Source organism: Desulfosporosinus sp. Sb-LF (assembly GCF_004766055.1).
Taxonomy (GTDB): domain Bacteria; phylum Bacillota; class Desulfitobacteriia; order Desulfitobacteriales; family Desulfitobacteriaceae; genus Desulfosporosinus.
In genome coordinates, this window is sequence record NZ_SPQR01000006.1 from 215,260 (window position 1) to 241,363 (window position 26,104).

The window sequence follows — 26,104 nt, forward strand, 5'->3', positions numbered from 1 at the left end:
TAAATTTGCACACTTTGTCGACGATTACAATTTTTGCAAATAAATCTACACCACTCGCACTTGTCTTCCTAAAAAATCCCATTCTGACCCACGGAAAGCGACAGGTTTTATCACCTACTTTAGATATAATTTTTAGAGAAGCGTATGGAAAGGATGCACAGATGACCGTAGTAGAGACTTATCTCGATCTGGATATTCTTATTAACGGAGGAATGGATGCATTTATTCTCGTGGTTTTAGCCCGACTCATTCGCCTCCCAGTACGGCCAGGCCTAATTCTGGTGGCGGCTTTGCTGGGCGAAATTCCAGTCATATTAGCCTGCTATTCCGCACCGCCGTGGACCACGTTAAGTAAATGGATTATCCCGTTTCTTATGGTTGGGGCCGCTTTCCCGACTCGGAGATTGAGAACCTATATGAAATCATTGGTTGGTTTTTGGTTGCTTTCGGCAGGACTAGGCGGATTTGTGTATGCCATTTGGGGTTGGGTGCAATTTGATAGTGGGTTAGGTACTGAACTTTTTTCGCTGGCTTTAAACAACCTTTGGATTCTCCCGTTGGGTGGATTTATGTGGTGGTTCTTACAGCATCTTTGGCAGCGCTGGCAAGCAAAACACTCTGTCTTGGAGCAAGTTATTTACGATATAGAAATTGATTTTGGCGCTGAAGAACAAAAGGTTGTTAATGTAAAGGCGATGCTGGACACAGGGAATCATTTGAAAGATCCCATGACAGGATTTCCTGTTATTCTGTTAGAAGAGGAGGTTGCGGCTACATCATTACCAGATGATGTACGGTCATTTCTAACTATTCCTTGGAAAGATTACGCAGACCCGTGGCCGTTACTTTGGAGGTTTAGCCCAAGTTTAGTAAAGCACCTTGTTTTTATCCCTTTTCAAGCGATTGATCGTCAGAGCTGGCTTCTTGGGATAAGGCCTGAACGTGTGACATGTTATGACAAAAGTGGAAGTCAGCAAATTCAAGCAACGGTAGCACTAGTCAAGCAAGTATTAAGTTCAGAGGGTGAATACCAAGCGTTACTACACCCGGAACATTTACAGAAAGGTGGAGATTGATAAATGAAGTGGTGGAGTAATGCTCTTGATAAGGTTAAATTTCTATGGGTTAAACTTCTTCAGAGAATTCTCGGAGTTAGTGAAATTTATTATGTCGGAAGTAGTGAAGCACTTCCGCCACCACTTAACTCGGATGAAGAAGGGGTTCTCTTAGAACGATTGGAAATGGGGGACTCTTCCATTCGGGATATTTTAATCGAACGTAACTTGCGCCTGGTGGTGTATATTGCACGCAAATTCGAAAATACAGGGATAGGGATTGAGGATCTCGTTTCAATTGGAACCATTGGGTTGATTAAAGCGGTCAATACGTTCGACCCCCAGAAGAAAATCAAATTAGCCACTTACGCTTCTCGATGTATCGAAAATGAAATACTAATGTATCTTAGACGTAATAACAAAACCCGTTCGGAAGTATCGTTTGATGAACCTCTTAATATTGACTGGGATGGAAACGAATTACTGTTGTCCGATGTTTTGGGTACGGAAAATGACATTATCTCTAAGCCCATCGAAGAGCAGGTGGATCGGCAGTTATTACAGTTGGCGATGGGGAGGCTGACAAATAGAGAGAAGGTGATCATGGAATTAAGGTTTGGGCTGGATAATGGGGTTGAGAAAACACAAAAAGAAGTTGCAGATCGATTGGGAATCTCACAGTCTTACATTTCTCGGCTCGAGAAAAGGATTATTCGCAGATTACGCAAAGAATTTTGCCGATTGGAATAACCTAAACGGTGTTAGGGCATACTTCAGTACAGAATTGGCTGGGGAGGTGCTCTTGGTTTGGCATTAAATAAAGTTGAGATCTGCGGAGTGAACACCTCGAAGTTGCCTGTATTATCCAGTGTAAAAATGAAGGAATTGTTCGTGATTTATCAAGCTGGAGATCGCAGCGCCCGAGACAAACTTATTCATGGAAATCTCCGTCTAGTTCTCAGTGTGATTCAGAGGTTCACGAATCGAGGAGAGTACGTTGATGACCTTTTTCAGGTTGGCTGTATTGGATTAATGAAAGCAATTGACAATTTTGACCTTGGACAAAATGTAAAGTTTTCTACGTATGCCGTTCCCATGATCATTGGAGAAATTCGTCGATATTTAAGAGACAACAATCCTATTCGGGTTAGCCGTTCGCTACGGGATATTGCCTATAAGGCACTTCAAGTAAGAGATCAGTTGGTCTGTGAGTGTTCACGTGAACCAACCGTAGCGGAGATTGCTGGTAAACTTTCTCTTCCACGAGAAGATGTTATTTTCGCCTTGGATGCCATCCAGGAACCAATCTCTCTATTTGAACCGATTTATCATGATGGTGGAGATCCTATCTTTGTCATGGACCAAATTGGAGATGATAAGCAATCGGACAATGGTTGGATTGAAGGACTTGCCGTACGAGAAGCTTTACGGCGTCTTAGTGAACGAGAAAAGCTCATTTTGTCTTTGCGTTTTTTCAATGGTAAAACTCAGATGGAGGTTGCTGATGAGATTGGAATCTCTCAGGCTCAGGTATCTCGTCTTGAAAAAGCAGCTATGCAACATATGCGCAAGTATGTGTAACCATGAAGTACGATGCACATTGTCTGAAGCAATTGCTTAGATATGCAAAAATATCTCAACTGTAGGCTATTTCAAGTCTCTCCCTCATATGATGATATATAGGAAACTGACTTATCTCGAGGTTAGCGCGATGGACGATATTAGAACCTCGAGCCTCGATTAGGGGGGAGGGCCTTGGAATGAGGATCTCAGATTTGAGATTATTGGATGTAGTGAATGTTAAGGATGGACGCAGGTTAGGGCCAATCAAAGATCTAGATTTGGATCTCGAACGGGGCGTTGTCAAAGGGATTATTGTGCCAGGGCCCCCAAGAAGTTGGGGATTTTTTGGCGGCGGCAAGACGGAGGATTATATTATCCCGTGGGACCGAGTCAAAAAAATAGGGATAGACGTTATCTTAGTGGATGCCAATGATCTGCCTGAGTTTAATACGGAGAATGATAACAATCGGTAATCGTAATAAGAATTTGAACTAGCGTAGGCCCCCTGTTTATTATACAGGAACATGGGCCTACGCTAGTTTTATTAACGAGGCGCAGACTACTTGACTAGGACTTAGGCAGGATTGTCCTTAAGGATATTAAATGGTATATTAAAAGGAAATCAAAGGAAATAAAAGGGGCTGGAGAGATGAGCTGGAAGTGGCAGAAAAGAGGAAGCTTAACCTATCTAACCATTCCAAAATGGCAAGATAAAGGCATAGACTTAGGTTTCTCCACTCGGGTAGGGGGAGCAAGTCGGGTTCCCTATGGTACTTTAAATTTAGGGCTTCATGTGGGTGATGATCCCACTTCAGTTTTAGATAACCGAAAGCAATGGTTGGATCAATGGGGGGCTGTCTGGTCAGAGGTAGCGGTGGGCGAACAGGTGCATGGCACAAACGTTATATGGATCAAGGAGGAAGATGGGGGTCGGGGGATTCGTGAATTGGAGACGGCAATCCCCGCGGTGGATGGATTATTGACACAAAGTAATGTTGGACTGATGGCCTTTTATGCAGATTGTGTTCCGCTTTTTTTCTATTTCCCAGACCTAGGGGCAATAGGAATTGCTCACGCTGGTTGGAAAGGGACTGTCGATAAGATTGGGCAAAAGGTCCTGGAATGTTTTGAAGAAGCTGGAGGGCATATAGAGAACGCTTGGGTTGCGATTGGACCAAGTATTGGGCCTTGTTGTTATGCAGTGAATGAAAGTGTGGCAGTACAGTTTCGGGCAAACTACCGTGAGACACCATTTCTGCACGCTCAAGAAGGTGGACATTACCACCTTGATTTGTGGGAGGCTAATAAATCCGTGCTTTTAGAAAAAGGGGTTCGCTCGGAAAATATAGATGTAGCATCGATCTGTACTGCAGACAATCCTGAATGGTTTTTTTCCCATCGCCGTGATGGTGCCCTAACCGGACGAATGGCTGGGTGGATACGACAAAAGGACAATGAGAGGAGGGTTTAGGATAAGTGACGACAATTTTAGTAGTTGATGATGAAGAACCTATTCAAGAACTCCTCAGGTTTAATATGGAAAAGGAAGGTTACCTGGTTTGGGTGGCGAAGGATGGGCCGGAGGCCTTAAGGTTTGTGGAAAAGGAACAGCCTGACCTTGTCGTGTTGGATGTCATGCTTCCAGGGATGAATGGCTTAGAGGTTTGTCGCAAACTTCGTTCAAACCCCAAATTTCAGCAAATTCCTATTATCATGCTAACGGCTAAAGGTGAAGAGATCGACAAGATTTTAGGATTGGAGCTTGGTGCAGACGACTACATGACCAAACCGTTTAGTCCGCGTGAATTGTTAGCAAGGATTAAAGCTCGTCTGCGGCGTCTGAATTTGCCCGAGGGAGAGAATGCTCAGATACTGCGGGGAGAGTTGCGGATTGACTTGACAGGTTTTCGTGTCCATGTTCGGGGAGAGGAGATCGAATTAACGCCCAAAGAATTCGAACTTCTTCGCGTTTTAATAACATATCCTGGTAAGGTCTACTCTCGGGATGAATTACTTGAACGCATTTGGGGGTATGAATATGACGGAGATACTAGAACGGTTGATGTTCATGTGCGCCATCTGCGGTTGAAAGTGGAAAGGGACCCGTCACGCCCTGAGTACATTGAAACATTACGAGGGGTAGGCTATCGTTTTAATGGGTAATAGAGTATGAGAATTAAATGGAGGATTACCGGACTTTTCTTTGCAATGACAGGGCTTTCTCTACTCCTGTTTTGGGTAGGAGAGAGCACGAAACTAGGATCTGCAGGGCAGCCTCCTAACTTTGGGGTTGCATCACTGGCGTTGTGTCTTCCTGCAGGGGTTGTTTACTTCTACTCTAGCCAACTATCACGTCGCATGGAAAAGCTTCACATTGCGACTCAACGAATTGCTAGGGGAGATTTTGAGCCCACTCATCTATCGGATTCAACCGATGAACTTGGACAGTTCACTGCTGAACTAAACAGTCTTTCGCGTCATGTCGAGAGGATGGTTGAAAATGGAACACAGGAAGCACACAAGATGGAAGCAATTTTGGCAGGGATGCAAGAAGGAGTTGTGGCTGTCGATCATGTAGGACGGGTTGTTTTAGTTAATGCTGCTGCCGAAAGAATTTTTGAACGTCAACGTACGGATGGAGAATTGGAATATCTATTAGAATTGACCTATGATCCGGAATTAGAGCGTTTAATGCGTAAGGTGCTTTCTGGTCAGCCCTCAGCTACAAGGGAAACTCATATTGCCCAAAGGACAGTGCAGAGCCACATTAACCCTATTCATAGTGAACGCGACCAGCCCCGAGGAGCGGTCATTGTTATTCATGATGTTACAGAGCTTCGGAGACTAGAACAAATGCGGACGGAATTTGTCGCTAATGTTTCTCATGAATTAAGAACTCCTCTGACCTCCATTAAAGGGTTTGTGGAAACACTTCTAGAGGGGGCGGTGGACGATCCCTCTCTGCGCGATCGGTTCCTCAAGATAATCCAAGCAGAGACGTTGCGCTTGCAGCGCCTTATCGAAGATCTTCTGACCCTGGCCCATATTGAGGGACGAGAAAATCGTGCTGGGATGAGTTCCAATAAAACTAGTTACGTTCAGCAAGCTTATGAAAAAATAAAACCAGTGATTCTGAGCTTTGCTGAGATCAAAGGAATAGAGGTGGAGGTTGAACTCCCGGAAGATTTGCCCCCGATTTTAATAGGAGAAGATTTGCTAAGTCAACTTCTTCTTAATTTGTTAGAGAATGCGGTTAAATATACTGCAGAAGGGCGCGTCTGGCTGCATGCGCAGGTAGATTCCCAAGAAATTCGTCTTGAATTTGGAGATACGGGCTGTGGGATTCCAGAGGAAATGTTGCCACGAATTTTCGAGCGTTTTTATCGAGTGGATAAAGCTCGTTCTCGAGAACAAGGGGGAACTGGACTCGGACTTAGTATTGTAAAACATATGGTGGAAGACCTTGGTGGCAAAGTTAACGTCGCTTCTCAGCTTGGGATTGGAACCGTCTTTACATGTGAATTGCCAAGGGCTGAATAACCAGGGAGGGCGTTATGAAAGAAAAAAAGTTTAAACTAAGATATTGGTTTTGGGGTAGTTTGCTCATTGTTCTGGTCGCAGGAATTTTGTGGTCCTATCGCTCCAGTCTTATGGCTGGAACGATAAAATCGGCCTTAGCCCAAACTGGAACGATTATCCATCAGCGAAAAGTTGCGGCAACATTTGCCAATCAGGAGTGGCCAATACTTGCCCCATTTTCAGGAAAGGTTCAATTTGTAGGTGAAGATGGACAGCGCTTTAGACGTGGGGAAACGGTGGCAACCCTCCAACCAGAAGGTGCGGCTCCTGGAACTAAACAGGAATATGTGATGAACCAAGCTATTTTGGCAGCAAATGGGGGGCTGTTCTTTCGCCAAAGTGATGGCTTAGAATCCACTATGACCAGTGAAAATCTGAGCTCGATGGACTTGGGTAAGTTATTGGCCCAGACTGTCAATGTAAAAACCGCAGGAGCAACGGCGCAGGCGGGAGAAGTTGTGGGCAAAATTGTGAATAACCTTATTCCAACTGTGGCATTTTTAGAACTGCCCAGTATTGATGGGCTCATTGTTGGAAAAACGATACGCTTAACGGCTGGGGATCAAACGGTGAGTGCCAAAATCACACGAAAATCAGATAAACCGCTAGGTGTCGTTGTTCAGTTTCCCAATTATGTTGATGGGTCAGCGATCAATAGACGACAAGAGGTGACTTGGATCTACCAATCGCCGACAAATGGAGTTCTCGTTCCAAGGAGCGCACTTTGGACACAGGGAGAGGAGCTCGGAGTATTCCTGTGGAGCGAGGGAGTTGTGCACTTTAAGAAGGTGAAGGTCCTCGATGAAGATGACAATCAAGCCTGCATTGAAAATCTGCAAAGTGGTGTTCCTGTTGTGATCAACCCCCGCGACGGACTAGAAGGGTTAGTAGCCAACGTAAAAAATATTTAGGTTTGGGCTTCACAAGCAGGAAACGACGAAAGGGCGTAGAATTCATTGCGAAGGAGATATTCTAATGTTGACAAATACGGGTGTTGAGCAAAACTTAGTCGAGGTTCGTCAGCGGATAGACCAAGCCATAGCGCGGAGTAAGAGGGACCCCCGTACTGTTCGATTATTGGCTGTGTCGAAGACCCAACCAGTATTACGTTTAGAGGAGGCTTATCAAGCTGGACAACGTGCCTTTGCTGAGAATCGTGTTCAAGAGTGGATGGAGAAAGCTCCAGTTCTTCCGAACGATTGCGAATGGCACCTGGTGGGAAGGCTACAGACAAACAAAGTGAAGTTTTTAGACCAAAATATTGCTATGATTCATTCGCTCGATCGGTATTCGTTATTGGAGGCACTTAACAAGCATGGCGAACGGTGTGCTAAGACCTGGACGACACTTGTACAAGTAAATATTGCTCGGGACCCTGCAAAGGCAGGGCTCTTGCCTGAAGAAGTGCCAGACTTTTTAACTTCAATTAGGGATTACCCCCATATCTTAGTTCGAGGGTTTATGACCATCGGGGCGTTGGAAGCCAGCTCGCTGGAAACTCAAGGCTTTTTCCAACAGCTTCGGGAACTTCGCGATACGTTGCAGTCCCGAAAATGGCCTGGAGTCGATTTGCGCGAGCTTTCAATGGGAATGAGTAGAGACTTCGAATTGGCGATCGAAGAAGGGGCAACTCTTGTCCGTGTAGGACGTCAGATTTTTGGAGAACGTAATTAATGTACCTGGAAAGGGAGGAACAATAAATTGGCTAAGTTAATTGACAAAGTGATTGGGATTATGGGGTTCGCGGATGAAGAACCCGAAGAAGACATTTTTCAAGAAAATGATAGAGAAAAAAACGAGCAAGAAGAGGTGCGCACTAGCCGTAGGAATGCCCAGGTCGTAAGTATACACACTCAGAAACAAATGCGTGTGGTGGTGATGGAACCGAATTCCTTTGAAGAAGCTCAGAACATTGCGGATCAGCTGAAATCGCGCCGACCGGTTATTGTTAATCTCGAGAATGCAGAAAAAATGTTAGCAAAACGGATCGTTGATTTTATTAGTGGGACAACCTATGCGTTAAATGGCAACATGCAAAAAGTAGGGAATGGAATATTCTTATTTGTACCAAATAACGTCGATATTTCTGGTGAGATGCGCGATGAACTGAAAGACAAAGGATTGTTTTGGCCGAAATAGGGAGGGATTCTAAACGTGATTTCACTAATTGCTCAAATTGTTGATAAAGTGATAACTATCCTCATTTATGCGATCGTAATTCGAACGTTTCTTTCCTTCGTACCCCAATTGAAGTCCAACTATTTGATTAGCCTCCTCTATGATGTGACAGACCCCCTTCTAAAGCCGTTTCAACGGTTTCAGATCGGCGGACCAGCTATGGCGGTCGATTTTTCTCCGATCATTTCAATTATTGCGCTGAACCTGATTCAATCTTGGATTGTAAGGCCCTTTTTCTAAATGAAACATTTAATGGATCGTAATGGGCTCGGATTTTGGAGCGAAAAAGAAGTGCGTTTAGAAGCTGCCCATCTATTAGACCAAGCCGATGCGGTGGTTCATGAGAGATCTAAACAAGTCACTCCTTTTTTGAGTTTTAGTATGCGGGAATGGATTGAAACCGTTCTTAGCAAGGAACATCTTGCTATAAAGGCGGAGGGAGGCTTTCCGGAGGCAGAGCGGGTTCGAATTCTTATAGGCCCTCAAGGGGAGCCTTTGAAGTCTGAGGATGCAAATGTCTCGCTTTTATGGGTCCTTCCAACGGATTCGCGTGTTCAGCTTGAACATAGGCAGATATTAGGTTCCCTCATGGGTATGGGCTTCAAGAGGGATGTTTTTGGGGACATTCAAGCAGGGCAAAAGGGTCAATATATTGCAACCGCAACAGAGATTGTTCCTTTTTTATTGGGCCATTGGACACAAGCTGGGCGAGAGAAACTAAAAGTCTCACTATGTGGAGAGATTCCAGACCTGTATCCTGATTCGGGTGAAGAGCGTCGTATTACGGTTAATTCTTCTCGCATCGATGCGGTAATTGCCAACGCTTTTGGGGTTTCGAGGTCTAATGCGCTGGAATGGGTTACCCGAGGCAAGGTAAGCCGAAATGGACTTAGGGTAAGTAAAGCGGATACAGAAGTTCAGCCGGGGGATACCATCTCTTGCCGGGGGCAGGGGCGTATTAAGTTTTTGGAATGTTCTCAAACCCGTAAGGATCGAACTGCTTGGCAAATTGTACTTTTCCGGTCAAAACGGCCTTAGGAGGGAATACGATGCAAATGACTCCTCTTGATATACGCAATAAAACCTTCCGCAAAGGGGTACGAGGTTATCAGTGCGGGGAAGTGGAGAAGTTTCTTGAAACCGTGAGTCAGGAATTTGAATCTGCGTATGCGGAGAACTTCGAACTTCGCGAAAAGACAAAAGGGTTAGAATCGGAGGTCAGCCATTATCGTCAGATAGAGAACACCTTGCAACAAACTCTAGTCCTAGCTCAACAAACGGCAGAAGAGGTTAAGCAGGCCGCACGTCATGAAGCTGAACTTTTGTTGAGGGAAGCAGAACAGAAAAAATTGATCAAGGTGTCTGAGGCTGAAAAAAAATATGAAGAAATTCAAGAGCAAATTCTGGAACTATCGCGGAATCGTGATTTGCTCCGAACTCAACTCAAGTCTTTTCTGCTTACCCACCTAGATTTGGCAAATTCACAGGATCGAAAAGAAGGCATAGCTTGAGAGCTCAGAGTGCCTGAGGTTGCGAATCAGCTTGGTTTCGTGGTAAAATGATAAATAGATAACTTTGAAGGAGAAGGATTGTCATCAATGAATAGATTAATTAGTGAGATACCTCCCGACTTTCTCATTCAAGGATTTGGGTTGCATCAGGATGAGAATAATGTTTACGTTGGGAAGGTAGGAGGACAAGAAGTTCAACTTTTATCTTCAATCAACGATTTGCCGGTAGATACAAAGGATGAAAAAATTTTTACTGTTGGATTTGCCGAAGCAAGCCATCATTTTCGCCCAGGGGATGTCTTGATGACTGGAAGCGATGATTTACTTGATCGTGCATTTCAGGCCATGGATGAAATGGAGCAACGTGGCGTTGTCGTCAGTTTAACGCCCTCTCAAGATTCCACGCACTTATACTTTTCTAAGGAACATATGGATCCCTTTGTTCAGGAATGGAAGAGCCAGAAAATTTCATTTCTGTGTCTGTGGATGGTAGATCCGATTGAATCGGAAGGACGAGCGAAGCTTGTCACTATCTTACGAAGGGTTATCTTTAAAGGATAAAACTAGCGACAAGAATTAAATTTCGTAGAACACATTGAAAAGGACAGTCTTTGTCAAACGCTTCAACAGCGAGCGGGAAATGGTGTGAACCCGTGAGGTGTGACTGAGAAAATCCCCTTGGAGTGAAGGGCTGAAATCAGAGTAGGCTGCTTTCGGTTTGTCCCCGTTATCAGACTTCCAAGTGGCTAGTTATGGCGACAAGGGTGGTACTGCGAGTGATCTCGTCCCTTTTTATGAGGGACGAGATTTTTGATATTTATTGAACTAACCTATTCCTCAACGTGTGAATATCGCACATTTAGTTATGGATAAGGTAGTTGTCTTTACCTGTGTTTTTGGTTAATCAAAGGAGGAAATTATAAATGGACTATCGCAATACACTGAATTTACCCGAAACAGATTTCCCAATGCGGGGAAATCTTCCCCAAAGGGAACCGGAAATCTTGAAATCATGGGAAGAAGAGAAACTTTACGCAAAGGTTCAAAAAGCACGTGCAGGACGACCAAAATTTATTCTTCATGACGGTCCACCATATGCTAATGGGGATATACATCTTGGACATGCCATCAATAAGGTATTGAAGGATGTTATCATCAAATACAAGACCATGATGGGTTTTGATGCGCCTTATGTGCCAGGATGGGATACCCATGGACTTCCTATCGAGCAACAAGTCATTAAGAAATTAGGCGTAAACCGTCATGCGGTATCTGCACTGGAATTCCGACAGAAATGTAAGGACTATGCTGAGAAATATGTAGGGATTCAGCGTGAGGAATTCAAACGGCTTGGAGTACGCGGAGATTGGGAACATCCTTACCTCACCTTGCAAAAGGAGTATGAGGCAGCTCAAATTGGGGTTTTTGGTGATATGACCAAAAAAGGCTATATTTATAAAGGGTTAAAACCTGTCTACTGGTGCCCTTCCTGTGAGACAGCATTAGCTGAAGCGGAAATTGAATATGCGGATAAGCCCGCCACGGCGATTTATGTTAAATTTGCGGTACGTGATGGGTTGAACGTGCTTGCCGAAGAGAATACTTTCGTGGTCATTTGGACCACAACTCCTTGGACCCTTCCAGCGAACCTAGCGATCAGTGTACACCCAGAGTTAACGTATGTCGTTGTCACTGCCCAACAAGAACATTGGGTCGTCGCTGAGGGGATGTTGGAGTCCTTACGCTCCCTCTGGAAGCTAGAACTTCCAGTTGAAAAGACACTCTCTGGTAAAGAACTTGAAGGTGTGATTTGTCGAAATCCGCTCATTGACCGAGACTCCGTGGTGATTTGCGGGGAACATGTTACCTTAGAAGCCGGCACAGGCTGTGTTCATACCGCGCCAGGCCATGGAGAAGATGACTTTTTGGTTGGGAAGAACTATGGGTTACCTGTCTTATGTCCAGTTGACCATCAAGGAAAATTCACGTCAGAAGGCGGAGTGTATGTTGGTCTTAAAACTGGAAAAGCAAATCCTGTGATTGTAGAGGACCTCAAGAAAACCGGAGATCTTGTGCTTGAGGAAACAATTGAGCACAGTTATCCTCATTGTTGGCGTTGCAAGAGCCCGATCATTTTCCGAGCAACAGAACAATGGTTTGCCTCCATTGATGGATTTCGCCAAGTAGCACTAGATGAGATTGAGAAGGTTCGCTGGATTCCCGCTTGGGGAAGAGATCGGATCTATAACATGATAGCAGACCGGGGAGACTGGTGTATTTCCCGGCAAAGGACTTGGGGGGTTCCTATTCCCATCTTCTACTGTGAGGATTGTGGAAAAGTGTTGGTGAATGACCAAACCATCGCAAAAGTTCAGGACTTTTTCCGTCAAGAAGGATCGGATGCTTGGTTCGCCCATTCTGCTAATGAATTGTTGCCAGAAGGGACCGCTTGTGATTGTGGTAGTACCAAATTCCGTAAAGAGACGGATATCATGGACGTTTGGTTTGATTCCGGTACAAGCCATGCTGGCGTCTTGAAGCAGCGGAGTGAACTTTCTTGGCCAGCAGATCTCTACCTAGAAGGTTCAGATCAGCACCGCGGTTGGTTCAATTCTTCTCTATCAACGTCAGTGGCCGCTTTTGGTCAAGCTCCCTATCGTAGCGTACTAACCCACGGCTTTGTGGTCGATGAGCAGGGGCGCAAGATGTCTAAATCGCTGGGCAATGGGGTTGATCCTCTTAAGGTTGTACAAGAATTAGGCGCAGACATTTTGAGGCTTTGGGTTAGTTCTGTGGATTATAAGAATGACGTGGCTGCTTCTCCGCGTATTATGAAGCAAATGTCTGAAGCCTATCGTAAAATCCGAAATACCCTGCGTTTCTTGTTGAGTAACCTCAATGATTTCGATCCTGCTAAAGACAAGGTGACTTATCAAGAACTTCAGGAAATTGATCGGTGGGCTTTGCTTAAACTTTCTAAAGTGGTTGAACGCGTGCTCCAGGGGTATGAGACTTATGAATTCCACTGGGTTTACCATACGATTCATAATTTCTGTACCATTGAATTAAGCGCCGTTTATCTGGATATTGTTAAGGACAGACTTTATGTAGAAGGAAAAACATCACTCCTTCGTCGCTCTGCCCAGACAGTTTTATACGAAGTCCTTGATGCTTTGGTTCGCCTTTTAGCTCCGGTCTTGTCGTTCATGACTGAAGAAATCTGGCCGTATATTCCTGGAGATAAGAACGCAGAAAATGTTCAAATAGCTGAAATGCCAAAGGTAAATTCGGAATGGATGAATGAAAAGATCGCTGACCTTTGGGATCAGATCTTGGAGTTACGGGCCGATGTTTCCAAAGTCTTGGAAAAAGCGCGTCAGGAAAAATTAATTAATCATCCGTTAACTGCACAAGTGGATCTTTATCCGACTGAAGTTCAATATGAATTCCTGCAAAAAGTCCCGAATCTTGCAGAAATCTTTATTGTTTCCAATCTAACTGTCCATGGGCCTCAGGAAGAAAGGCCAGAAGGTGTACAACCTGCGGAAGGTCACGAGGGTTTGGGGATTCTAGTACAGCCAGCCAAAGGGGAAAAATGTGAGCGTTGCTGGATGTTTCACGAGGAAGTTGGAAAGAATTTAGAGCATCCCACGATCTGTCCGCGTTGTAGTACTGTAGTTAGGTAAGTTTAAGGATTGTCTGATACCAATACGGAAATTCCATTAGTTTTCGTCAGATCATTGAAGCCTTCATTGCTTATACGCCCATTAGTGATTAGCTTTTGTAATAATCTTGGAAAATTTAGAAGAAGAAGTTACTAGACTAATTAAGGGAAAAGGCATATTATATTGAATAATAGCTAAATAATTAATATCGGATGATTCTAGTGGGAGAGAGCTGGGAGAACCAGTCGCCGAAGGAGAAAATCCCTTGAAATCGCTTTTCAGGGGGGGAAACTCTCAGGCAAACGTACTGCTAGATGACGATACTCTGGAGAGTTTCTCTTTATAGAGAACACCAAAGGGGAAGCCGGAGACGGCGAATCTCTCAGGTTCAAGGACAGAGGAAGTGCGATAATGCACCTCCTCTGTCCTTTTTTAGTGTATTAAGATGACAGCTGACTCATTGTGAAAGCCCTATGGGAGTTTTTAGTTGCCAACTATTACTTACTGAGTACTAACCAGGTGACAAAGTTGAGGAGGTTATAACAAAATGATTGAAACGAAACGAACTCCTCTTTATGAGGAACATCTGGCAGCAAAGGCCAAACTAATCGACTTTGGTGGATGGGAGATGCCTGTCCAATATGTTGGCGTTATTGATGAACACCATGCGGTTCGTACAAAAGCAGGGCTTTTCGATGTTTCACATATGGGAGAGGTCGATGTTCGCGGTAAAGAAGCACTGGCTTATGTACAAAAGTTGATTACCAATGATGTAAGTAAGCTCCAAGATGGCAAAATTCTCTATTCTCCTATGTGCTATCCAAACGGCGGAATCGTCGATGATTTACTTGTTTATTGTTATAATCGAGAACATTTCTTTATCGTCGTTAATGCTTCTAACACAGATAAGGATTACGAATGGATGGTGGAGCAAACTAAAGAATACGACGTGGTTGTTGAAAACGTTTCCGATCAGTATGCCCAACTTGCTTTACAAGGGCCTTTAGCTGAAACTATTTTGCAACGTATTACAAACGTCAATTTGGCACAAATTAAATACTATGGGTTTACACATGGAGATGTTAATGGTGTGCCATGCTTGATTTCACGCACCGGTTATACTGGCGAGGATGGATTTGAAATCTATGTTTCTCCCGAATTGGGAAGAGGATTATGGCAGAAGATTCTAGAAATTGGTGCTCCGGAAGGTGTGCAGCCGATTGGCTTGGGAGCCCGTGACACATTGCGTTTTGAAGCTCGTCTTCCTCTGTATGGCAATGAGTTAGGAGCGGAAATCTCTCCGTTGGAAGCAGGGCTTGGTGTCTTTGTTAAATTAGATAAAGCGGATTTTATCGGAAGGGACGCACTTCTAGCCCAAAAGGAACAAGGGGTATCTCGTAAGTTGGTAGGTCTTGAAATGATCGGTCGAGGAATTGCCCGCTCCCATTACCCACTTCAAAAAAACGGTGAAGAAATCGGATTTGTTACTTCAGGCTCTTTTTCGCCAACCCTTAACAAAAACATTGCTTTGGGCCTCGTCCACTCGGATTTAGCGGTTCAGGGCGAGATTTTAGACGTCATGATTCGTGGGAAAGCCGTGCAAGCCAAGATTATTCCCTCTTTGTTTTATAAACGAGGGTAAAAACGGAAAATGACTGTTATGCATTAAAAACTAGGTAAAAATAAAAATTTTAGGAGGATGATTTTAATGAATCCAGTAGAATTGAGCTATAGCAAAGACCATGAATATGCGAAAGTAGAAGGAAACGTCGTTGAGTTTGGGATTACAGATCACGCACAGGAAAGTCTTGGGGATGTTGTATTTGTCGAGCTTCCTGATGTTGGCGCGACGGTGACTGCCGGGAAGTCCTATGGAACGGTGGAATCGGTGAAAGCAGTTTCTGATATCTTGGCTTCTGTCAGTGGAAAAGTGGTTGAAGTCAATACTCTTGTCTTGGATACACCCGAATTGCTAAACAGTGATCCCTACGGTGAAGGCTGGTTAATTAAGGTCGAAGCTGAGGATTTGTCTCCTCTCAAAAGTATGATGACGGCTGAAGAATACGAAGCATTTTTAGCAGAGGAGGAACATTAGAATGAATTTCGTACCGAATACGGACAGCCAACAGGCACGGCTCTTAGCCCGTATCGGGGTTAAGTCGGTGGAAGATCTTTTTGTCGATATTCCGAAAGAAATTCGTTTAAGACGCCCTCTTGCTATTCACGGAGGAATGTCTGAGCAGGAATTAGTTAAGCATGTCAAGAAATTGGCGAATCAAAATACGACGGTCGAGGACTTCAGTTCTTATCTTGGTGCAGGAGCTTATGAGCATTATATTCCAAGTTTTGTGGATCAATTGTTGCTTCGCTCCGAGTTTTACACTGCTTATACACCCTACCAACCAGAAATTAGTCAGGGGACGCTTCAAGCCATTTATGAATATCAAACCTTAGTTTGTGAATTGACAGGGATGGATGTGGCTAATGCCTCTATGTATGATGGGGCATCCGCTTTGGCAGAAGCTGCTCTCATGACCTGCGATGCGACACGACGGGATAAGGTACTTGTGTTACAAACTGTGCATCCGGAATATCGCGATGTTCTAAAGACCTACTTGCCGCCACGGGGTGTAGAACTTGTGGAAATTCCCTTTAAGGATGGTGTAATGGATCGATCCGTTCTTGAGGCGGCGCTTCAAGAGGATATTGCAGGTGTCCTCGTTCAAAATCCCAACTTTTTTGGACGGATTGAAATGGCGGAAGAAATCGTTGAGCTTGCTCATGCCAAAGGAGCTCTTGTGGTTATGACAGTAAATCCCGTTTCTTTGGGGTTACTGAAGTCCCCAGGAGAATGTGGTGCTGATATTGTAGTTGGTGAAGGGCAACCCTTTGGTAATTCCCTTAATTTCGGAGGACCTTATTTAGGGTTTCTTGCAGTACGAGACAAATTTGTCCGACGGATGCCAGGACGGATTGTTGGGGCAACCATGGACAAAAGTGGGAAAAAAGGCTATGTTTTAACTCTTCAGGCCCGCGAACAGCATATTCGACGTGAAAAGGCCACGTCCAATATCTGCTCCAATGAAGCGCTTTGTGCGTTAGCTTTCACGATGCATCTGAGTGCACTCGGAAAAACAGGGGTTAAAGAATTGGCGTACCTGAATTTGCAAAACGCTCACTATGCTGCACAGGAGATTGCCAAACTTCCAGGGATGAAGTTGGCCTTCACAGGGCCGTTCTTCCATGAATTTGTAGTTGAGACGAAGATCGAACCGGCTAAAGTTAATGCTGCACTACTTAAAAATCGGATTATCGGAGGACTCGATCTTGCTCGTTTCTACCCAGAGTTCGATCATCATCTCCTCTTTTGTGTAACTGAAACGAAATGTAAAGCAGATATCGACAGGCTTGTAGGCAGATTGGGGGAGATCCAATGAAAGCATTAGAACCACTTATTTTCGAACTCAGCGCCAATGGACGAAGTGCAGTTAGCTTACCCTCGTGTGATGTACCGGAAGTTTCACTGGATACGATGATCCCAGCTAATATGTTACGCGAGCAGGAACCAAATCTCCCAGAACTTTCGGAAGTGGATGTGGTTCGTCACTTTACACATCTTTCTACTTTCAATTACGGTGTGGACACCGGGTTTTATCCACTAGGCTCTTGTACAATGAAATACAATCCTAAGGTTAATGAAATGTTAGCACGTCTCTCTGGCTTTACTACCCTCCACCCTTACCAACCTGAAGCTTTGACTCAAGGGGCTTTGCAACTCATGGCAGAACTTCAGGAAGATCTCTGTGAATTAGCGGGAATGGATGCCTTTACTCTTCAACCGGCTGCGGGTGCTCACGGGGAAATGACTGGTATGCTGATTATTAAGGGCTATCATGATCATCGTGGTGATAAAAAGCGTAAAAAAGTAATTGTCCCTGATTCAGCTCATGGGACGAATCCTGCGACCGCGGCAATGGCTGGATATGAAATCATTCAGGTTCCATCGAATGATCGCGGTGGGGTTGATCTTGAGGCCTTGAAAAAGGTCGTTAACGACGAAGTAGCTGCATTAATGCTGACGAATCCCAACACAGTGGGCCTCTTTGATGAAAATATCTTAGAGATCACAAAGCTGGTTCATGACGTGGGAGGGTTATTGTACTACGATGGGGCAAATACCAATGCGATTATGGGTCTTGCGCGCCCGGGAGATATGGGTTTTGACGTTGTACATCTCAACTTGCACAAAACATTCGCTACGCCTCACGGGGGTGGCGGACCTGGAGCTGGACCAGTGGGGGTTAAGAAATTCTTGGCGCCTTTCCTGCCAAAGCCTATGGTTGTTCGTTGTGAAGATGGAACCTTTATACTTGAGGAAAATTTGCCACTATCGATTGGCAGGGTACGCTCGTTTTATGCAAACTTCTCTGTGCTTGTAAAGGCCTATGCCTATATACGTAGCCTAGGTGGGGCAGGATTGAAGGCGGCATCGGAAAACGCGGTGTTAAATGCTAATTATTTAATGAGTCTTCTTAAAGACCATTATTTTCTGCCGTTTGAACGTGTTTGTCAACACGAATTTGTTATTACACCGAAATACCTAAAATCCACTGGGGTGCATACTTTAGATATTGCCAAGCGTTTGTTGGACTATGGTTATCATCCACCGACCATTTATTTCCCGATGATCGTTGAAGAAGCCATGATGATCGAGCCAACGGAAACAGAAAGCATCGAAACTCTGGATGAATTTGCAAAGGTACTTATCCAGATTGCAGAGGAAGCTCGAAGTAATTCGGATCTTGTTAAGAATGCACCCTATACCACATTAGTGACGCGGTTAGATGAGGTGGGTGCGGTACGAAAGCCGAACTTGCGTTGGAGGAAGGAACTCTAATAGTTATTGATAGAAATTCACTATCTTCATCTGCATAAATTTATGAGCTAATTGCTATTTTATATTAATGATGCGCTGATAAAGCAGCGCCTTGTTGAAGACTATAGAATTGTTTAATAAAAGGGATACATTAATTCATAGTATTTGTGAATTAATGTATCCTTAATTTTTTAACTGTTGTGGTTTTTATTGCTGTAGGGCTCTTTAGATCCTTGAAATAATATTTTAAATATTTGTAATAGGTAAAGGTAATGCCAAGTATGAATTTGGAAAAAATTAGATGTCGTTTTAAGGCGAAATAGAGTATACTAAGAGAAATAGAAATTTTTTCAGTTATGTTTCGGTAGGCTTAGTTCGAACAAGGAGGTTGAAGAAATTATGGCAAGTTTTAAAGTTCCCGTAGGTATTTCTAATCGACACATTCACTTGTCCCAAGAACATATTGAAGCTCTTTTTGGGCAAGGACACTCTTTAACTAAAACAAAAGATCTGAGCCAACCCGGCCAGTTTGCCTGTGAAGAGACGGTAACCCTAATTGGGCCAAAGGGCACTATGTCTGGGGTTCGAGTTTTAGGACCGGCTAGGAAAGCTTCACAGGTGGAGCTTTCAGCAACAGATACCTTTAAGATAGGGGTAAGACCACCAGTACGGGATTCTGGAATGCTCGAAGGAACTCCAGGTATTGATGTCCAAGGGCCTTTGGGCCAGGTTCATCTTGATCAAGGCGTAATTATTGCAGCCCGTCATATTCATATGACCCCTAGTGAAGGGACGAAATTTTCTTTGAAAGACGGAGATCATGTCCGTGTTGCGGTTCCTGGTAGCCGAGGTGGGGTTTTTGAGCATGTGCTCGTTCGTATAGGCCCCAATTATGCTTTGGATTTACATGTGGATACTGACGAAGGCAATGCACTCAGCCTGTCCAATGGGCAAGAACTAGATGTTTTGTGCGATTAGGTTTAGGAAACTTTACGATATAAAATTCATAAGAGCGTTAAAGCAACATCTTAGAAAACCAGGAATATTTATTCCTGGTTTTCTGTTTTTGTACCAAACAGAGCTTGATTTTGGGTTGAAAAAGTATAACTAAGGCATCGCCTTCGCAAAGGTTTGACGCTAACCAAGGTTTTCTTATTTCATTAGGCTTAATTTGTGCCTAAACTGCTTTTCAGGGCTTGTTGAAGTTTGTAGAGTTCTGTGTAAATTTCAAAGACGTGGGAACACTAAATTTGGTGGTTTAACGTGAGGTGAATAAAAAAGATGGACGTTTCCAACGATAAGAATAAATCGCCAATATCACGTTTGTCATGTAAAGAAGATGCCGGTCTCTTGAACATGCAAGAGTGGGTCGACGTGAGGCACCAAGTCACATTATTGGCAGAGACTCTAGAAAAAATGAGATTGGCGGAATATATTGCGTATCTGAATCGTCCAGGACGCATGCTCTGGTTTAATTTCGTCGTCGGCCTTTTGCGGGGATTGGGTACTGCGCTGGGAGCGGGACTTCTCGCAGGGGTTGCCTATTTTCTATTGAAACGTATTGTCGTGCTTAATTTGCCGGTTATTGGCGGGCTTATTGCTGAACTGAGTAAGTACGTTCATCAGCCTTAGGATAAATGTGAGGATGACAGGTCCTAATGTGAAGCACCAATAATGAGTAAGATAATGAGAGAATCTTAGCTTTGTGAGGGAGGTTTATTTATGGAAGAAAAGACGAGGTACACGAAACTGATCGATACACTTCATGAAGAGAAACAAGATTCAATGGAAACCGCCACAGAACTAATTAATGGAGATATGAGAGAGTCATTGGGCGAATTGTCGGTTATAGACAATCACCCTGCTGATATTGGCACAGAGGTTTATCAAAGGTCTCAAGATGTCGCAGAACACGACCGCTTGATACACAGAGTCGAAGCGATTGACGCTGCTTTAGAACGCTTTAAAAAGGGTGAGTATGGAATTTGTGAACATTGTGGCGGCGAGATACCGTACGATCGACTAGAGATCTTACCTCATACGACGGTATGTGCTGAATGTAGTCGCGAAGAGGAGAAGGAAGAGCAACACTCCTTTCACCGTGATCCCGTTGAGAACGAAATCTTGAATCGTCCTTTTTCGCGGACCTTTAACGATGGCACAGACCGCGTAGAGTTTGATGGAGAAGATTCTTGGCAGGCAGTGGCCCGTTATGGTACCTCGGATTCTGGCCAGGATTTGGGGACCAATCGAGATGTCGCGGATCCAAATGACGGATATGAAGATGCGGATGAGGTTATTGGGGCGGTCCAATATATTGAAACGATTGAAACTGAACGGGAACCGGAAGGGCGGGGTAATACGATTCACTATAGTAAGGAGCATGGAAGGACGCATTAAGAGGAGAGAAACGAATAGTTTGCCCTGGTTCGTGCCCTGTGTTAAGATGGGGAAAAGAGCGGGGGGGTTAGTCGGTTGTTGGTTTGGCTTGCTATGATCGGGGTATGGATAATTGATCGTTTATTTAAGGTTTTGGTGCAATCAAATTTTATTCCAGGTGAGACGCTGAAAGTCATTCCTAAAGTATTTCATCTGACGTATGTCTTAAATCCAGGCGCGGCGTTTGGCTTGATGGCCGGTCGGACCTGGATTTTTGTTGTTACTGCGCTTTTAGTTGTGGGCGGGGTGATTTATGGGCAGTTTCGTATTTCGCACGGTGAAGTGCTCACCCGCCTGTCCTTGGGTATGATCGGAGGAGGGGCATTAGGAAACCTGTATGATAGACTCGTTATTGGGCGTGTGGTAGATTATTTGGATTTCCAGATTTGGCCGTTTGTCTTTAATTTTGCGGATAGTATGATTGTTATAGGGGTAGGATTGCTTGTTTTTTGCTTATATCAGCAAGAGAGGGCTCAACAAGCTAAGGTTGAATCTATATCTCAGAATGAGAAATAGGAGTATAAACAAGGCTACTTATAGCAACTAATAGAGTTATTTAATGATTACGAGAAGGTTCATATTTAGTGTTGCGTTATCGCGATATATAAGAATTTGCGGGGTTAGAGAATGGAAAAAATGATAAGTGAAGTTGTGCTGGAGGATTTTGAATTGGACGAACAAGTTTCTGACGAGGAAAACTTGTTTGGAGGTATTGACTTATCGGTCGAAAAGGATACGTTTGAACTTCCCCAAGGAATTCGCTTAGACGTTGGGCTGACGGATGTTTTGGGCAAGAGTCGGTCTTTCGTTCAAGGACTCATAGAGCAAGAATGTGTAACAGTTAATGGCTTAGTTAAAAAAGCGAATTACAAGGTGCGCCAGGGTGATAAGATTGAGGTCGAGTTTCCTACCCCACGTGAATCTACAGCCGAACCTGAAAATATCCCGATTGAAATCCTTTATGAGGATGAGGATGTTTTGGTTGTGAATAAGCCCCAGGGGATGGTTGTTCATCCGGCTCCGGGCGCATGGACGGGAACCTTGGTTAATGCATTGTTATATCACTGTCAGAATCTTTCTGGCATTAATGGGGTATTACGTCCGGGAATTGTACATCGTATTGACAAAGATACGTCAGGGATTTTGGTGGTGGCTAAGAATGATATCGCTCATCAAGGGCTCGCAGCTCAACTTAAAGCACATACTATGGATCGGAAATATTTGGCGTTAGTTCATGGGGTGGTTTTAGAGCCTTCTGGTACGGTCGACGCACCTATTGGACGTGATCCAGCTGATCGTAAGCGGATGGCTGTGGTTATGCACCATTCGAAACTGGCTGTGTCGCATTACACTGTGTTAGAGAGGTTTAGTGAAAGTACTTATGTGGAAGTGCGTTTAGAGACTGGAAGAACCCATCAGATCCGGGTCCATATGCGCTATATTAAGCATCCCGTTCTTGGAGACCCAGTGTATGGACCAAAAAAGAATCAATTTGGGGTACAGGGACAAATGCTTCATGCAGCGCACTTAGGATTTGAGCATCCGAGAAGTGGGTTATGGATGAAATTTGAGGCTCCTGTGCCTAAAAAGTTTGCAAAATTAATGGAGAAGTTAAGGAAGGAAGTGTCTTAGAAGGAGTCAGTGTCTTAGCATCCTACGGCGATATGTATTCGTTGTGGGACAGCGCCTCCGGCGATAGTCTCCACTGGAGACTATCGTGTTCGCACACGCTCCATCGCTATTCGCTTGATGCCGCGGCTAAAACGCAAAACCTCAGGGATATTCTGCATGTTAACCGTTGCGTTTCTTCACGCCGTGTCATCTGCGCTCATTGACGCGATTCCGCTAAAGCGCTTCACTAAGCTAAGAAACTTCCTCGGGTTTGTGGGTCGACGGGGGTGTCGGAAGGGCTTCGGGGGCTGTTTACGTCTTTGACGCAAAGGCGCTCTGAAAGCAGGAGGAACGCAGTTGCGGGCTGTTGGGGAAGGAAGTGTGTGGTGGTTCGCATAACTTTTCGTGGTTGACATTTAGGGGGACCTGCAGTACACTTAGTGACAGTTATATAGCCTTTAATGAAGTCCTGAGAGGCTTGGGAAGGCAGACGGAAGTGATTGAGGACTGTCTGCTATTCAGACAGTTTTTTTGTACATTTCGATCTAATCTGCGGACCGAAAGATAAGCCCTAGGGGGAAAGGAGTTTGAAAGCTTTGGAAGGAACAATTAAAAGCAAAATCTTAGATGCGGATGGGATTCGCCGAGCAATTATACGGATTGCCCATGAAATTGTGGAAAAGAATAAAGGGACAGATAAACTTGTCTTGGTCGGTATTCGTCGTCGAGGGGTGCCGATAGCGGAACGGATTCAACAATATATTGAAGAATTTGAAGGGGTAAAAGTTCCACTCGGAATTTTGGATATCACTCTTTATCGAGATGACCTAAGTACTATTGATGTCCATCCGGTCGTTCATGAAACCGATGTACCAGTGAGTATTGAGGGGAAGGCCGTGATTCTGATTGACGATGTTCTGTATACAGGGCGGACGGCTCGTGCAGCCTTAGATGCGACGATGGACATAGGTAGACCGGAGCGCATTCAATTGGCAGTACTCGTGGATCGGGGACATCGGGAATTACCTATTCGGGCAGACTATGTTGGTAAAAATCTACCCACTTCAAAGCGGGAGATTGTAGCGGTGCGATTGCAGGAAATAGATGGCGATGAGGATGTACTTTTGCTGGAGCGGGAAGATAATCATACGAATTAAATAAGACTTAACCCTTTAAATGCTATCCTGAGAGATGGCCAAGGGCGAGTAGGATATAGGCTTATGTCTATTTGAAGTCCTCTCCCTCTAGGGAAGAGGATTTTTTGATACCCACTTTAGGATTAAGCATAAAATCATAAGAGATAATAAGAGTTAACGAAGTTAGGGAGGTTTACTATGAAATGGCAGCGTAAGGATATTTTAGCGATAGAGGATATGAGCGTGGAGGAAATTCGTCATATTCTGCAGACTGCAAAAGCGATGAAGGGAATTTTGATGCGCCCGATCAAGAAATTGCCTACGTTAAAAGGAAAATCCGTCGTTAATCTTTTCTATGAAGCAAGTACTAGAACTCGAACCTCCTTTGAAATGGCTGGAAAAGTATTAGGGGCCGACACAACGAGTATTGCCGTTGCCCAGAGTAGTGTGAGCAAAGGGGAGAGCTTATATGATACCGCTAAGACGATTCAGGCGATGCGTGCAGACCTGGTAATCCTTAGGCATCCCAGCTCGGGTTCTGCGAATTTTTTGGCAGACATTCTTGATTCCTCCGTCATTAATGCGGGAGACGGTCAGCATGAGCATCCAACTCAAGCTTTACTGGATATTTTCACAATGGAGGAGCGCCTAGGAACACTTGAAGGTAAGAAAGTAGTCATCGTTGGAGACGTTTTGCACTCTAGGGTTGCTCGGAGCAACGCTTGGTGTCTCAGCAAAATGGGTGTTGATGTCACCTTTGTAGGCCCTCCGACGTTGGTTCCTGTTGAAATGGAGGGCGTGGGTGTTAAATTGACCCATGATCTAGATGGGGCTTTACCAGGGGCGGATGTAGTAATGGCTTTACGCCTTCAACTTGAACGCCAGAAAAGTGGGCTCTTCCCGAGTCTTCGCGAGTATAGCCATCTTTATGGCCTCACGGTAGATCGCCTAAAGAAAACTGGAAAACAGAGTATCGTATTACATCCTGGGCCAATGAATAGGGGCGTGGAGATCTCGGATGACGTGGCTGATGGTGTAGACGCATTAATCGAGCGACAGGTTACGAACGGTGTGGCCATTCGCATGGCTCTTATATATCTACTGATAGGAGGATCTAGCAATGTGGTGGCTTAAAGAAGTACGGGTCATTGACCCGAGTCAAATGATTTCGTCCGCCCGGGATGTTTTGATTAAAAACGGGAAGGTGTTAGAAATCTCTTCCTCAATGACAGAAGCAGAGGTTTTGGCAAAAGCACAAGGTGAACCAGTGGAAGCCATCGAGGGAAAAGGGAAATTTCTCTTTCCCGGGCTAATCGATGTACACACTCATCTGCGTGAGCCGGGACAAGAGGATAAAGAAGATATTTTAAGTGGCTCACGTGCCGCAGTGCGCGGAGGATTTACGACTATTTTGGCGATGGCTAACACTCTGCCCGTGATCGATAACCGAGCTTTGGTTGAATTTGTACGATTACAGGGGGAACGTGCAGGATATGCTCGAGTGCTACCAATTGGGACGGTTACTAAAGGGATGAAAGGTGAAGAACTGGCCGAAATGGCAGATATGAAAGAGGGGGGAGCAGCGGCCTTTTCGGATGATGGTAAAAACATTCAAAATGCTGAAGTGATGCGGCTTGCTCTAGAATATGCCAAATTGACCGGATTACCCATTATTAGTCATTGTGAGGATAAGAATTTAGCCGGAGAAGGTTTGATGCGTCGCGGTCTGGCGTCTGGTCGGATGGGATTAAGAGGGATTCCTGCGAGTGCTGAAAGTGTCATTGTTGCTCGAGATTTGCTCTTGGCCGAGGAAACGGGTGGAAAACTCCATCTTGCTCATATTTCTACCGCGGAGAGTGTTGACTTGATTCGAAGAGCTAAAGCACGGGGTGTTAATGTCACGGCTGAAGTAAATCCTCACCACTTAATTTTTTGCGATGAAGAGATAACTCTTACAGATACGGTGCTAAAGGTGAATCCTCCTTTGGGTTCCCGAGAGGATAGAGATGCACTTATTGAGGGACTCCGAGATGGTACGATCGATATGATCGCGACGGACCATGCTCCCCACACCCAGGCCGAAAAGGCGCGACCTTTTGCGGAGGCTCCGTTTGGCATAGCAAGTCTTGAGACCGCACTGAGCGCAGTTTGGCAGTATTTGGTGTTGCCAGGGCGGTTGTCTATGGATCGGGTGATCGAGGCCTGGAGTGTTGCTCCAGCACAGCGGTTTGGTTTGAGTGGAGGTTCGCTTAAAGCGGGAGCAGTCGCAGATATGGTACTCTTTGACCCGGATTTCCATGAGGAGATTGTTCCAGCTAAGCTGGTTTCGAAAGCGCGGAATACACCGTTTTTAGGTAAGACCTTACAAGGTTTTCCCGTCATGGTATGGGTGGAAGGCAGACTTGTGCAGAGAAATCGCACCGTAATATAACGTAATTTTAAGTAAATATTGATAGAAATAGGTATCAATATTAGTTGGCCTTTATAAGGC

27 protein-coding genes, 1 riboswitch and 1 other annotated feature are annotated in these 26,104 nt (G+C 44.6%); all 27 genes read left to right on the forward strand.

The annotated features are described in order from the left end of the window. The first annotated feature begins 161 nt into the window (after positions 1–161). The 27 genes from E4K68_RS10980 (at position 162) to E4K68_RS11110 (ending at position 26,044) form a co-directional block, all read left to right on the forward strand. On the forward strand, positions 162–1,076 hold the full coding sequence (locus tag E4K68_RS10980; RefSeq protein ID WP_135379094.1) for a sigma-E processing peptidase SpoIIGA: 915 nt from the start codon (positions 162–164) through the stop codon (positions 1,074–1,076). A gap of 3 nt (positions 1,077–1,079) precedes the next feature. Beyond that, a complete protein-coding gene (gene sigE, locus E4K68_RS10985; RefSeq protein ID WP_135378968.1) occupies positions 1,080–1,805 on the forward strand; it encodes an RNA polymerase sporulation sigma factor SigE in 726 nt (241 codons plus the stop codon). 57 nt (positions 1,806–1,862) lie between these two features. Then, positions 1,863–2,636, forward strand: coding sequence for an RNA polymerase sporulation sigma factor SigG (gene sigG / locus E4K68_RS10990; RefSeq protein ID WP_135378969.1), 774 nt, complete (start codon positions 1,863–1,865; stop codon positions 2,634–2,636). Between the two features lie 179 nt (positions 2,637–2,815). Further along, entirely contained in the window at positions 2,816–3,091 is a 276-nt protein-coding gene (locus tag E4K68_RS10995; RefSeq protein WP_135378970.1) for a YlmC/YmxH family sporulation protein, read from the forward strand. Between the two features lie 176 nt (positions 3,092–3,267). Beyond that, positions 3,268–4,089 carry a peptidoglycan editing factor PgeF gene (pgeF, locus tag E4K68_RS11000; RefSeq protein ID WP_135378971.1) on the forward strand — a complete coding sequence of 274 codons (822 nt, stop codon included), beginning with the start codon at positions 3,268–3,270 and terminating at the stop codon, positions 4,087–4,089. Positions 4,090–4,094: 5 nt separating this feature from the next. Then, complete coding sequence (locus E4K68_RS11005; RefSeq protein WP_135378972.1) at positions 4,095–4,781, forward strand: response regulator transcription factor; 687 nt, start codon at positions 4,095–4,097, stop codon at positions 4,779–4,781. A 6-nt stretch (positions 4,782–4,787) separates the two neighbouring features. Continuing rightward, positions 4,788–6,158, forward strand: coding sequence for a HAMP domain-containing sensor histidine kinase (locus E4K68_RS11010; RefSeq protein WP_135378973.1), 1,371 nt, complete (start codon positions 4,788–4,790; stop codon positions 6,156–6,158). A gap of 14 nt (positions 6,159–6,172) precedes the next feature. Further along, positions 6,173–7,108, forward strand: coding sequence for an HlyD family efflux transporter periplasmic adaptor subunit (locus tag E4K68_RS11015; RefSeq protein WP_135378974.1), 936 nt, complete (start codon positions 6,173–6,175; stop codon positions 7,106–7,108). A gap of 64 nt (positions 7,109–7,172) precedes the next feature. Then, positions 7,173–7,871, forward strand: coding sequence for a YggS family pyridoxal phosphate-dependent enzyme (locus E4K68_RS11020; protein ID WP_135378975.1), 699 nt, complete (start codon positions 7,173–7,175; stop codon positions 7,869–7,871). Positions 7,872–7,898: 27 nt separating this feature from the next. Next, the gene (sepF, locus tag E4K68_RS11025; RefSeq protein ID WP_135378976.1) at positions 7,899–8,336 is read left to right on the forward strand and encodes a cell division protein SepF; all 438 of its coding nucleotides are present in this window, start codon (positions 7,899–7,901) and stop codon (positions 8,334–8,336) included. 15 nt (positions 8,337–8,351) lie between these two features. Further along, a complete protein-coding gene (locus tag E4K68_RS11030) occupies positions 8,352–8,615 on the forward strand; it encodes a YggT family protein (protein WP_243450340.1) in 264 nt (87 codons plus the stop codon). After that, positions 8,616–9,413 carry a YlmH/Sll1252 family protein gene (locus E4K68_RS11035; RefSeq protein ID WP_135378977.1) on the forward strand — a complete coding sequence of 266 codons (798 nt, stop codon included), beginning with the start codon at positions 8,616–8,618 and terminating at the stop codon, positions 9,411–9,413. 11 nt (positions 9,414–9,424) lie between these two features. Next, positions 9,425–9,886, forward strand: coding sequence for a DivIVA domain-containing protein (locus E4K68_RS11040; RefSeq protein ID WP_135378978.1), 462 nt, complete (start codon positions 9,425–9,427; stop codon positions 9,884–9,886). Positions 9,887–9,973: 87 nt separating this feature from the next. Then, entirely contained in the window at positions 9,974–10,447 is a 474-nt protein-coding gene (locus tag E4K68_RS11045; RefSeq protein ID WP_135378979.1) for a hypothetical protein, read from the forward strand. A gap of 25 nt (positions 10,448–10,472) precedes the next feature. Further along, positions 10,473–10,679: a binding site (T-box leader), on the forward strand. 130 nt (positions 10,680–10,809) lie between these two features. Then, positions 10,810–13,572, forward strand: a complete 2,763-nt coding sequence (ileS, locus tag E4K68_RS11050) for an isoleucine--tRNA ligase (RefSeq protein WP_135378980.1) — start codon at positions 10,810–10,812, stop codon at positions 13,570–13,572. 191 nt (positions 13,573–13,763) lie between these two features. Next, positions 13,764–13,871, forward strand: a riboswitch (glycine riboswitch). A 227-nt stretch (positions 13,872–14,098) separates the two neighbouring features. Then, the gene (gene gcvT / locus E4K68_RS11055) at positions 14,099–15,193 is read left to right on the forward strand and encodes a glycine cleavage system aminomethyltransferase GcvT (protein WP_135378981.1); all 1,095 of its coding nucleotides are present in this window, start codon (positions 14,099–14,101) and stop codon (positions 15,191–15,193) included. A gap of 66 nt (positions 15,194–15,259) precedes the next feature. Then, a complete protein-coding gene (gene gcvH / locus E4K68_RS11060; protein ID WP_135378982.1) occupies positions 15,260–15,646 on the forward strand; it encodes a glycine cleavage system protein GcvH in 387 nt (128 codons plus the stop codon). Between the two features lies 1 nt (position 15,647). After that, complete coding sequence (gcvPA, locus tag E4K68_RS11065; RefSeq protein WP_135378983.1) at positions 15,648–16,988, forward strand: aminomethyl-transferring glycine dehydrogenase subunit GcvPA; 1,341 nt, start codon at positions 15,648–15,650, stop codon at positions 16,986–16,988. After that, the gene (gcvPB, locus tag E4K68_RS11070) at positions 16,985–18,448 is read left to right on the forward strand and encodes an aminomethyl-transferring glycine dehydrogenase subunit GcvPB (RefSeq protein ID WP_135378984.1); all 1,464 of its coding nucleotides are present in this window, start codon (positions 16,985–16,987) and stop codon (positions 18,446–18,448) included. Before gcvPA ends, gcvPB begins: the two co-directional genes overlap by 4 nt. A 378-nt stretch (positions 18,449–18,826) precedes the next feature. Continuing rightward, positions 18,827–19,405 carry a phosphate propanoyltransferase gene (locus E4K68_RS11075; protein ID WP_135378985.1) on the forward strand — a complete coding sequence of 193 codons (579 nt, stop codon included), beginning with the start codon at positions 18,827–18,829 and terminating at the stop codon, positions 19,403–19,405. A 303-nt stretch (positions 19,406–19,708) separates the two neighbouring features. Next, complete coding sequence (locus E4K68_RS11080) at positions 19,709–20,059, forward strand: DUF5665 domain-containing protein (protein ID WP_199241747.1); 351 nt, start codon at positions 19,709–19,711, stop codon at positions 20,057–20,059. Between the two features lie 90 nt (positions 20,060–20,149). Next, positions 20,150–20,827 carry a TraR/DksA C4-type zinc finger protein gene (locus tag E4K68_RS11085; RefSeq protein WP_135378986.1) on the forward strand — a complete coding sequence of 226 codons (678 nt, stop codon included), beginning with the start codon at positions 20,150–20,152 and terminating at the stop codon, positions 20,825–20,827. Positions 20,828–20,902: 75 nt separating this feature from the next. Further along, positions 20,903–21,382, forward strand: a complete 480-nt coding sequence (gene lspA / locus E4K68_RS11090) for a signal peptidase II (RefSeq protein ID WP_135378987.1) — start codon at positions 20,903–20,905, stop codon at positions 21,380–21,382. Between the two features lie 111 nt (positions 21,383–21,493). Next, the gene (locus E4K68_RS11095; protein ID WP_135378988.1) at positions 21,494–22,498 is read left to right on the forward strand and encodes an RluA family pseudouridine synthase; all 1,005 of its coding nucleotides are present in this window, start codon (positions 21,494–21,496) and stop codon (positions 22,496–22,498) included. Between the two features lie 575 nt (positions 22,499–23,073). Continuing rightward, the gene (gene pyrR / locus E4K68_RS11100; RefSeq protein WP_135379097.1) at positions 23,074–23,634 is read left to right on the forward strand and encodes a bifunctional pyr operon transcriptional regulator/uracil phosphoribosyltransferase PyrR; all 561 of its coding nucleotides are present in this window, start codon (positions 23,074–23,076) and stop codon (positions 23,632–23,634) included. 177 nt (positions 23,635–23,811) lie between these two features. Beyond that, entirely contained in the window at positions 23,812–24,747 is a 936-nt protein-coding gene (locus E4K68_RS11105; RefSeq protein WP_135378989.1) for an aspartate carbamoyltransferase catalytic subunit, read from the forward strand. Next, positions 24,734–26,044, forward strand: a complete 1,311-nt coding sequence (locus tag E4K68_RS11110) for a dihydroorotase (RefSeq protein ID WP_135378990.1) — start codon at positions 24,734–24,736, stop codon at positions 26,042–26,044. The genes E4K68_RS11105 and E4K68_RS11110 overlap by 14 nt, the downstream gene beginning before the upstream one ends. Positions 26,045–26,104: the final 60 nt, after the last annotated feature.

What these genes read in the sequence shown, in the direction of transcription:
- E4K68_RS10980 (WP_135379094.1), top strand. Translation starts at nt 162, where the DNA reads ATGACCGTAGTAGAGACTTATCTCGATCTGGATATTCTTATTAACGGA.
- sigE (WP_135378968.1), top strand. Translation starts at nt 1,080, where the DNA reads ATGAAGTGGTGGAGTAATGCTCTTGATAAGGTTAAATTTCTATGGGTT.
- E4K68_RS10995 (WP_135378970.1), top strand. Translation starts at nt 2,816, where the DNA reads ATGAGGATCTCAGATTTGAGATTATTGGATGTAGTGAATGTTAAGGAT.
- pgeF (WP_135378971.1), top strand. Translation starts at nt 3,268, where the DNA reads ATGAGCTGGAAGTGGCAGAAAAGAGGAAGCTTAACCTATCTAACCATT.
- E4K68_RS11010 (WP_135378973.1), top strand. Translation starts at nt 4,788, where the DNA reads ATGAGAATTAAATGGAGGATTACCGGACTTTTCTTTGCAATGACAGGG.
- E4K68_RS11015 (WP_135378974.1), top strand. Translation starts at nt 6,173, where the DNA reads ATGAAAGAAAAAAAGTTTAAACTAAGATATTGGTTTTGGGGTAGTTTG.
- E4K68_RS11020 (WP_135378975.1), top strand. Translation starts at nt 7,173, where the DNA reads ATGTTGACAAATACGGGTGTTGAGCAAAACTTAGTCGAGGTTCGTCAG.
- E4K68_RS11035 (WP_135378977.1), top strand. Translation starts at nt 8,616, where the DNA reads ATGAAACATTTAATGGATCGTAATGGGCTCGGATTTTGGAGCGAAAAA.
- E4K68_RS11040 (WP_135378978.1), top strand. Translation starts at nt 9,425, where the DNA reads ATGCAAATGACTCCTCTTGATATACGCAATAAAACCTTCCGCAAAGGG.
- E4K68_RS11045 (WP_135378979.1), top strand. Translation starts at nt 9,974, where the DNA reads ATGAATAGATTAATTAGTGAGATACCTCCCGACTTTCTCATTCAAGGA.
- ileS (WP_135378980.1), top strand. Translation starts at nt 10,810, where the DNA reads ATGGACTATCGCAATACACTGAATTTACCCGAAACAGATTTCCCAATG.
- gcvT (WP_135378981.1), top strand. Translation starts at nt 14,099, where the DNA reads ATGATTGAAACGAAACGAACTCCTCTTTATGAGGAACATCTGGCAGCA.
- gcvH (WP_135378982.1), top strand. Translation starts at nt 15,260, where the DNA reads ATGAATCCAGTAGAATTGAGCTATAGCAAAGACCATGAATATGCGAAA.
- gcvPA (WP_135378983.1), top strand. Translation starts at nt 15,648, where the DNA reads ATGAATTTCGTACCGAATACGGACAGCCAACAGGCACGGCTCTTAGCC.
- gcvPB (WP_135378984.1), top strand. Translation starts at nt 16,985, where the DNA reads ATGAAAGCATTAGAACCACTTATTTTCGAACTCAGCGCCAATGGACGA.
- E4K68_RS11075 (WP_135378985.1), top strand. Translation starts at nt 18,827, where the DNA reads ATGGCAAGTTTTAAAGTTCCCGTAGGTATTTCTAATCGACACATTCAC.
- E4K68_RS11080 (WP_199241747.1), top strand. Translation starts at nt 19,709, where the DNA reads ATGGACGTTTCCAACGATAAGAATAAATCGCCAATATCACGTTTGTCA.
- E4K68_RS11085 (WP_135378986.1), top strand. Translation starts at nt 20,150, where the DNA reads ATGGAAGAAAAGACGAGGTACACGAAACTGATCGATACACTTCATGAA.
- E4K68_RS11095 (WP_135378988.1), top strand. Translation starts at nt 21,494, where the DNA reads ATGGAAAAAATGATAAGTGAAGTTGTGCTGGAGGATTTTGAATTGGAC.
- E4K68_RS11105 (WP_135378989.1), top strand. Translation starts at nt 23,812, where the DNA reads ATGAAATGGCAGCGTAAGGATATTTTAGCGATAGAGGATATGAGCGTG.
- E4K68_RS11110 (WP_135378990.1), top strand. Translation starts at nt 24,734, where the DNA reads ATGTGGTGGCTTAAAGAAGTACGGGTCATTGACCCGAGTCAAATGATT.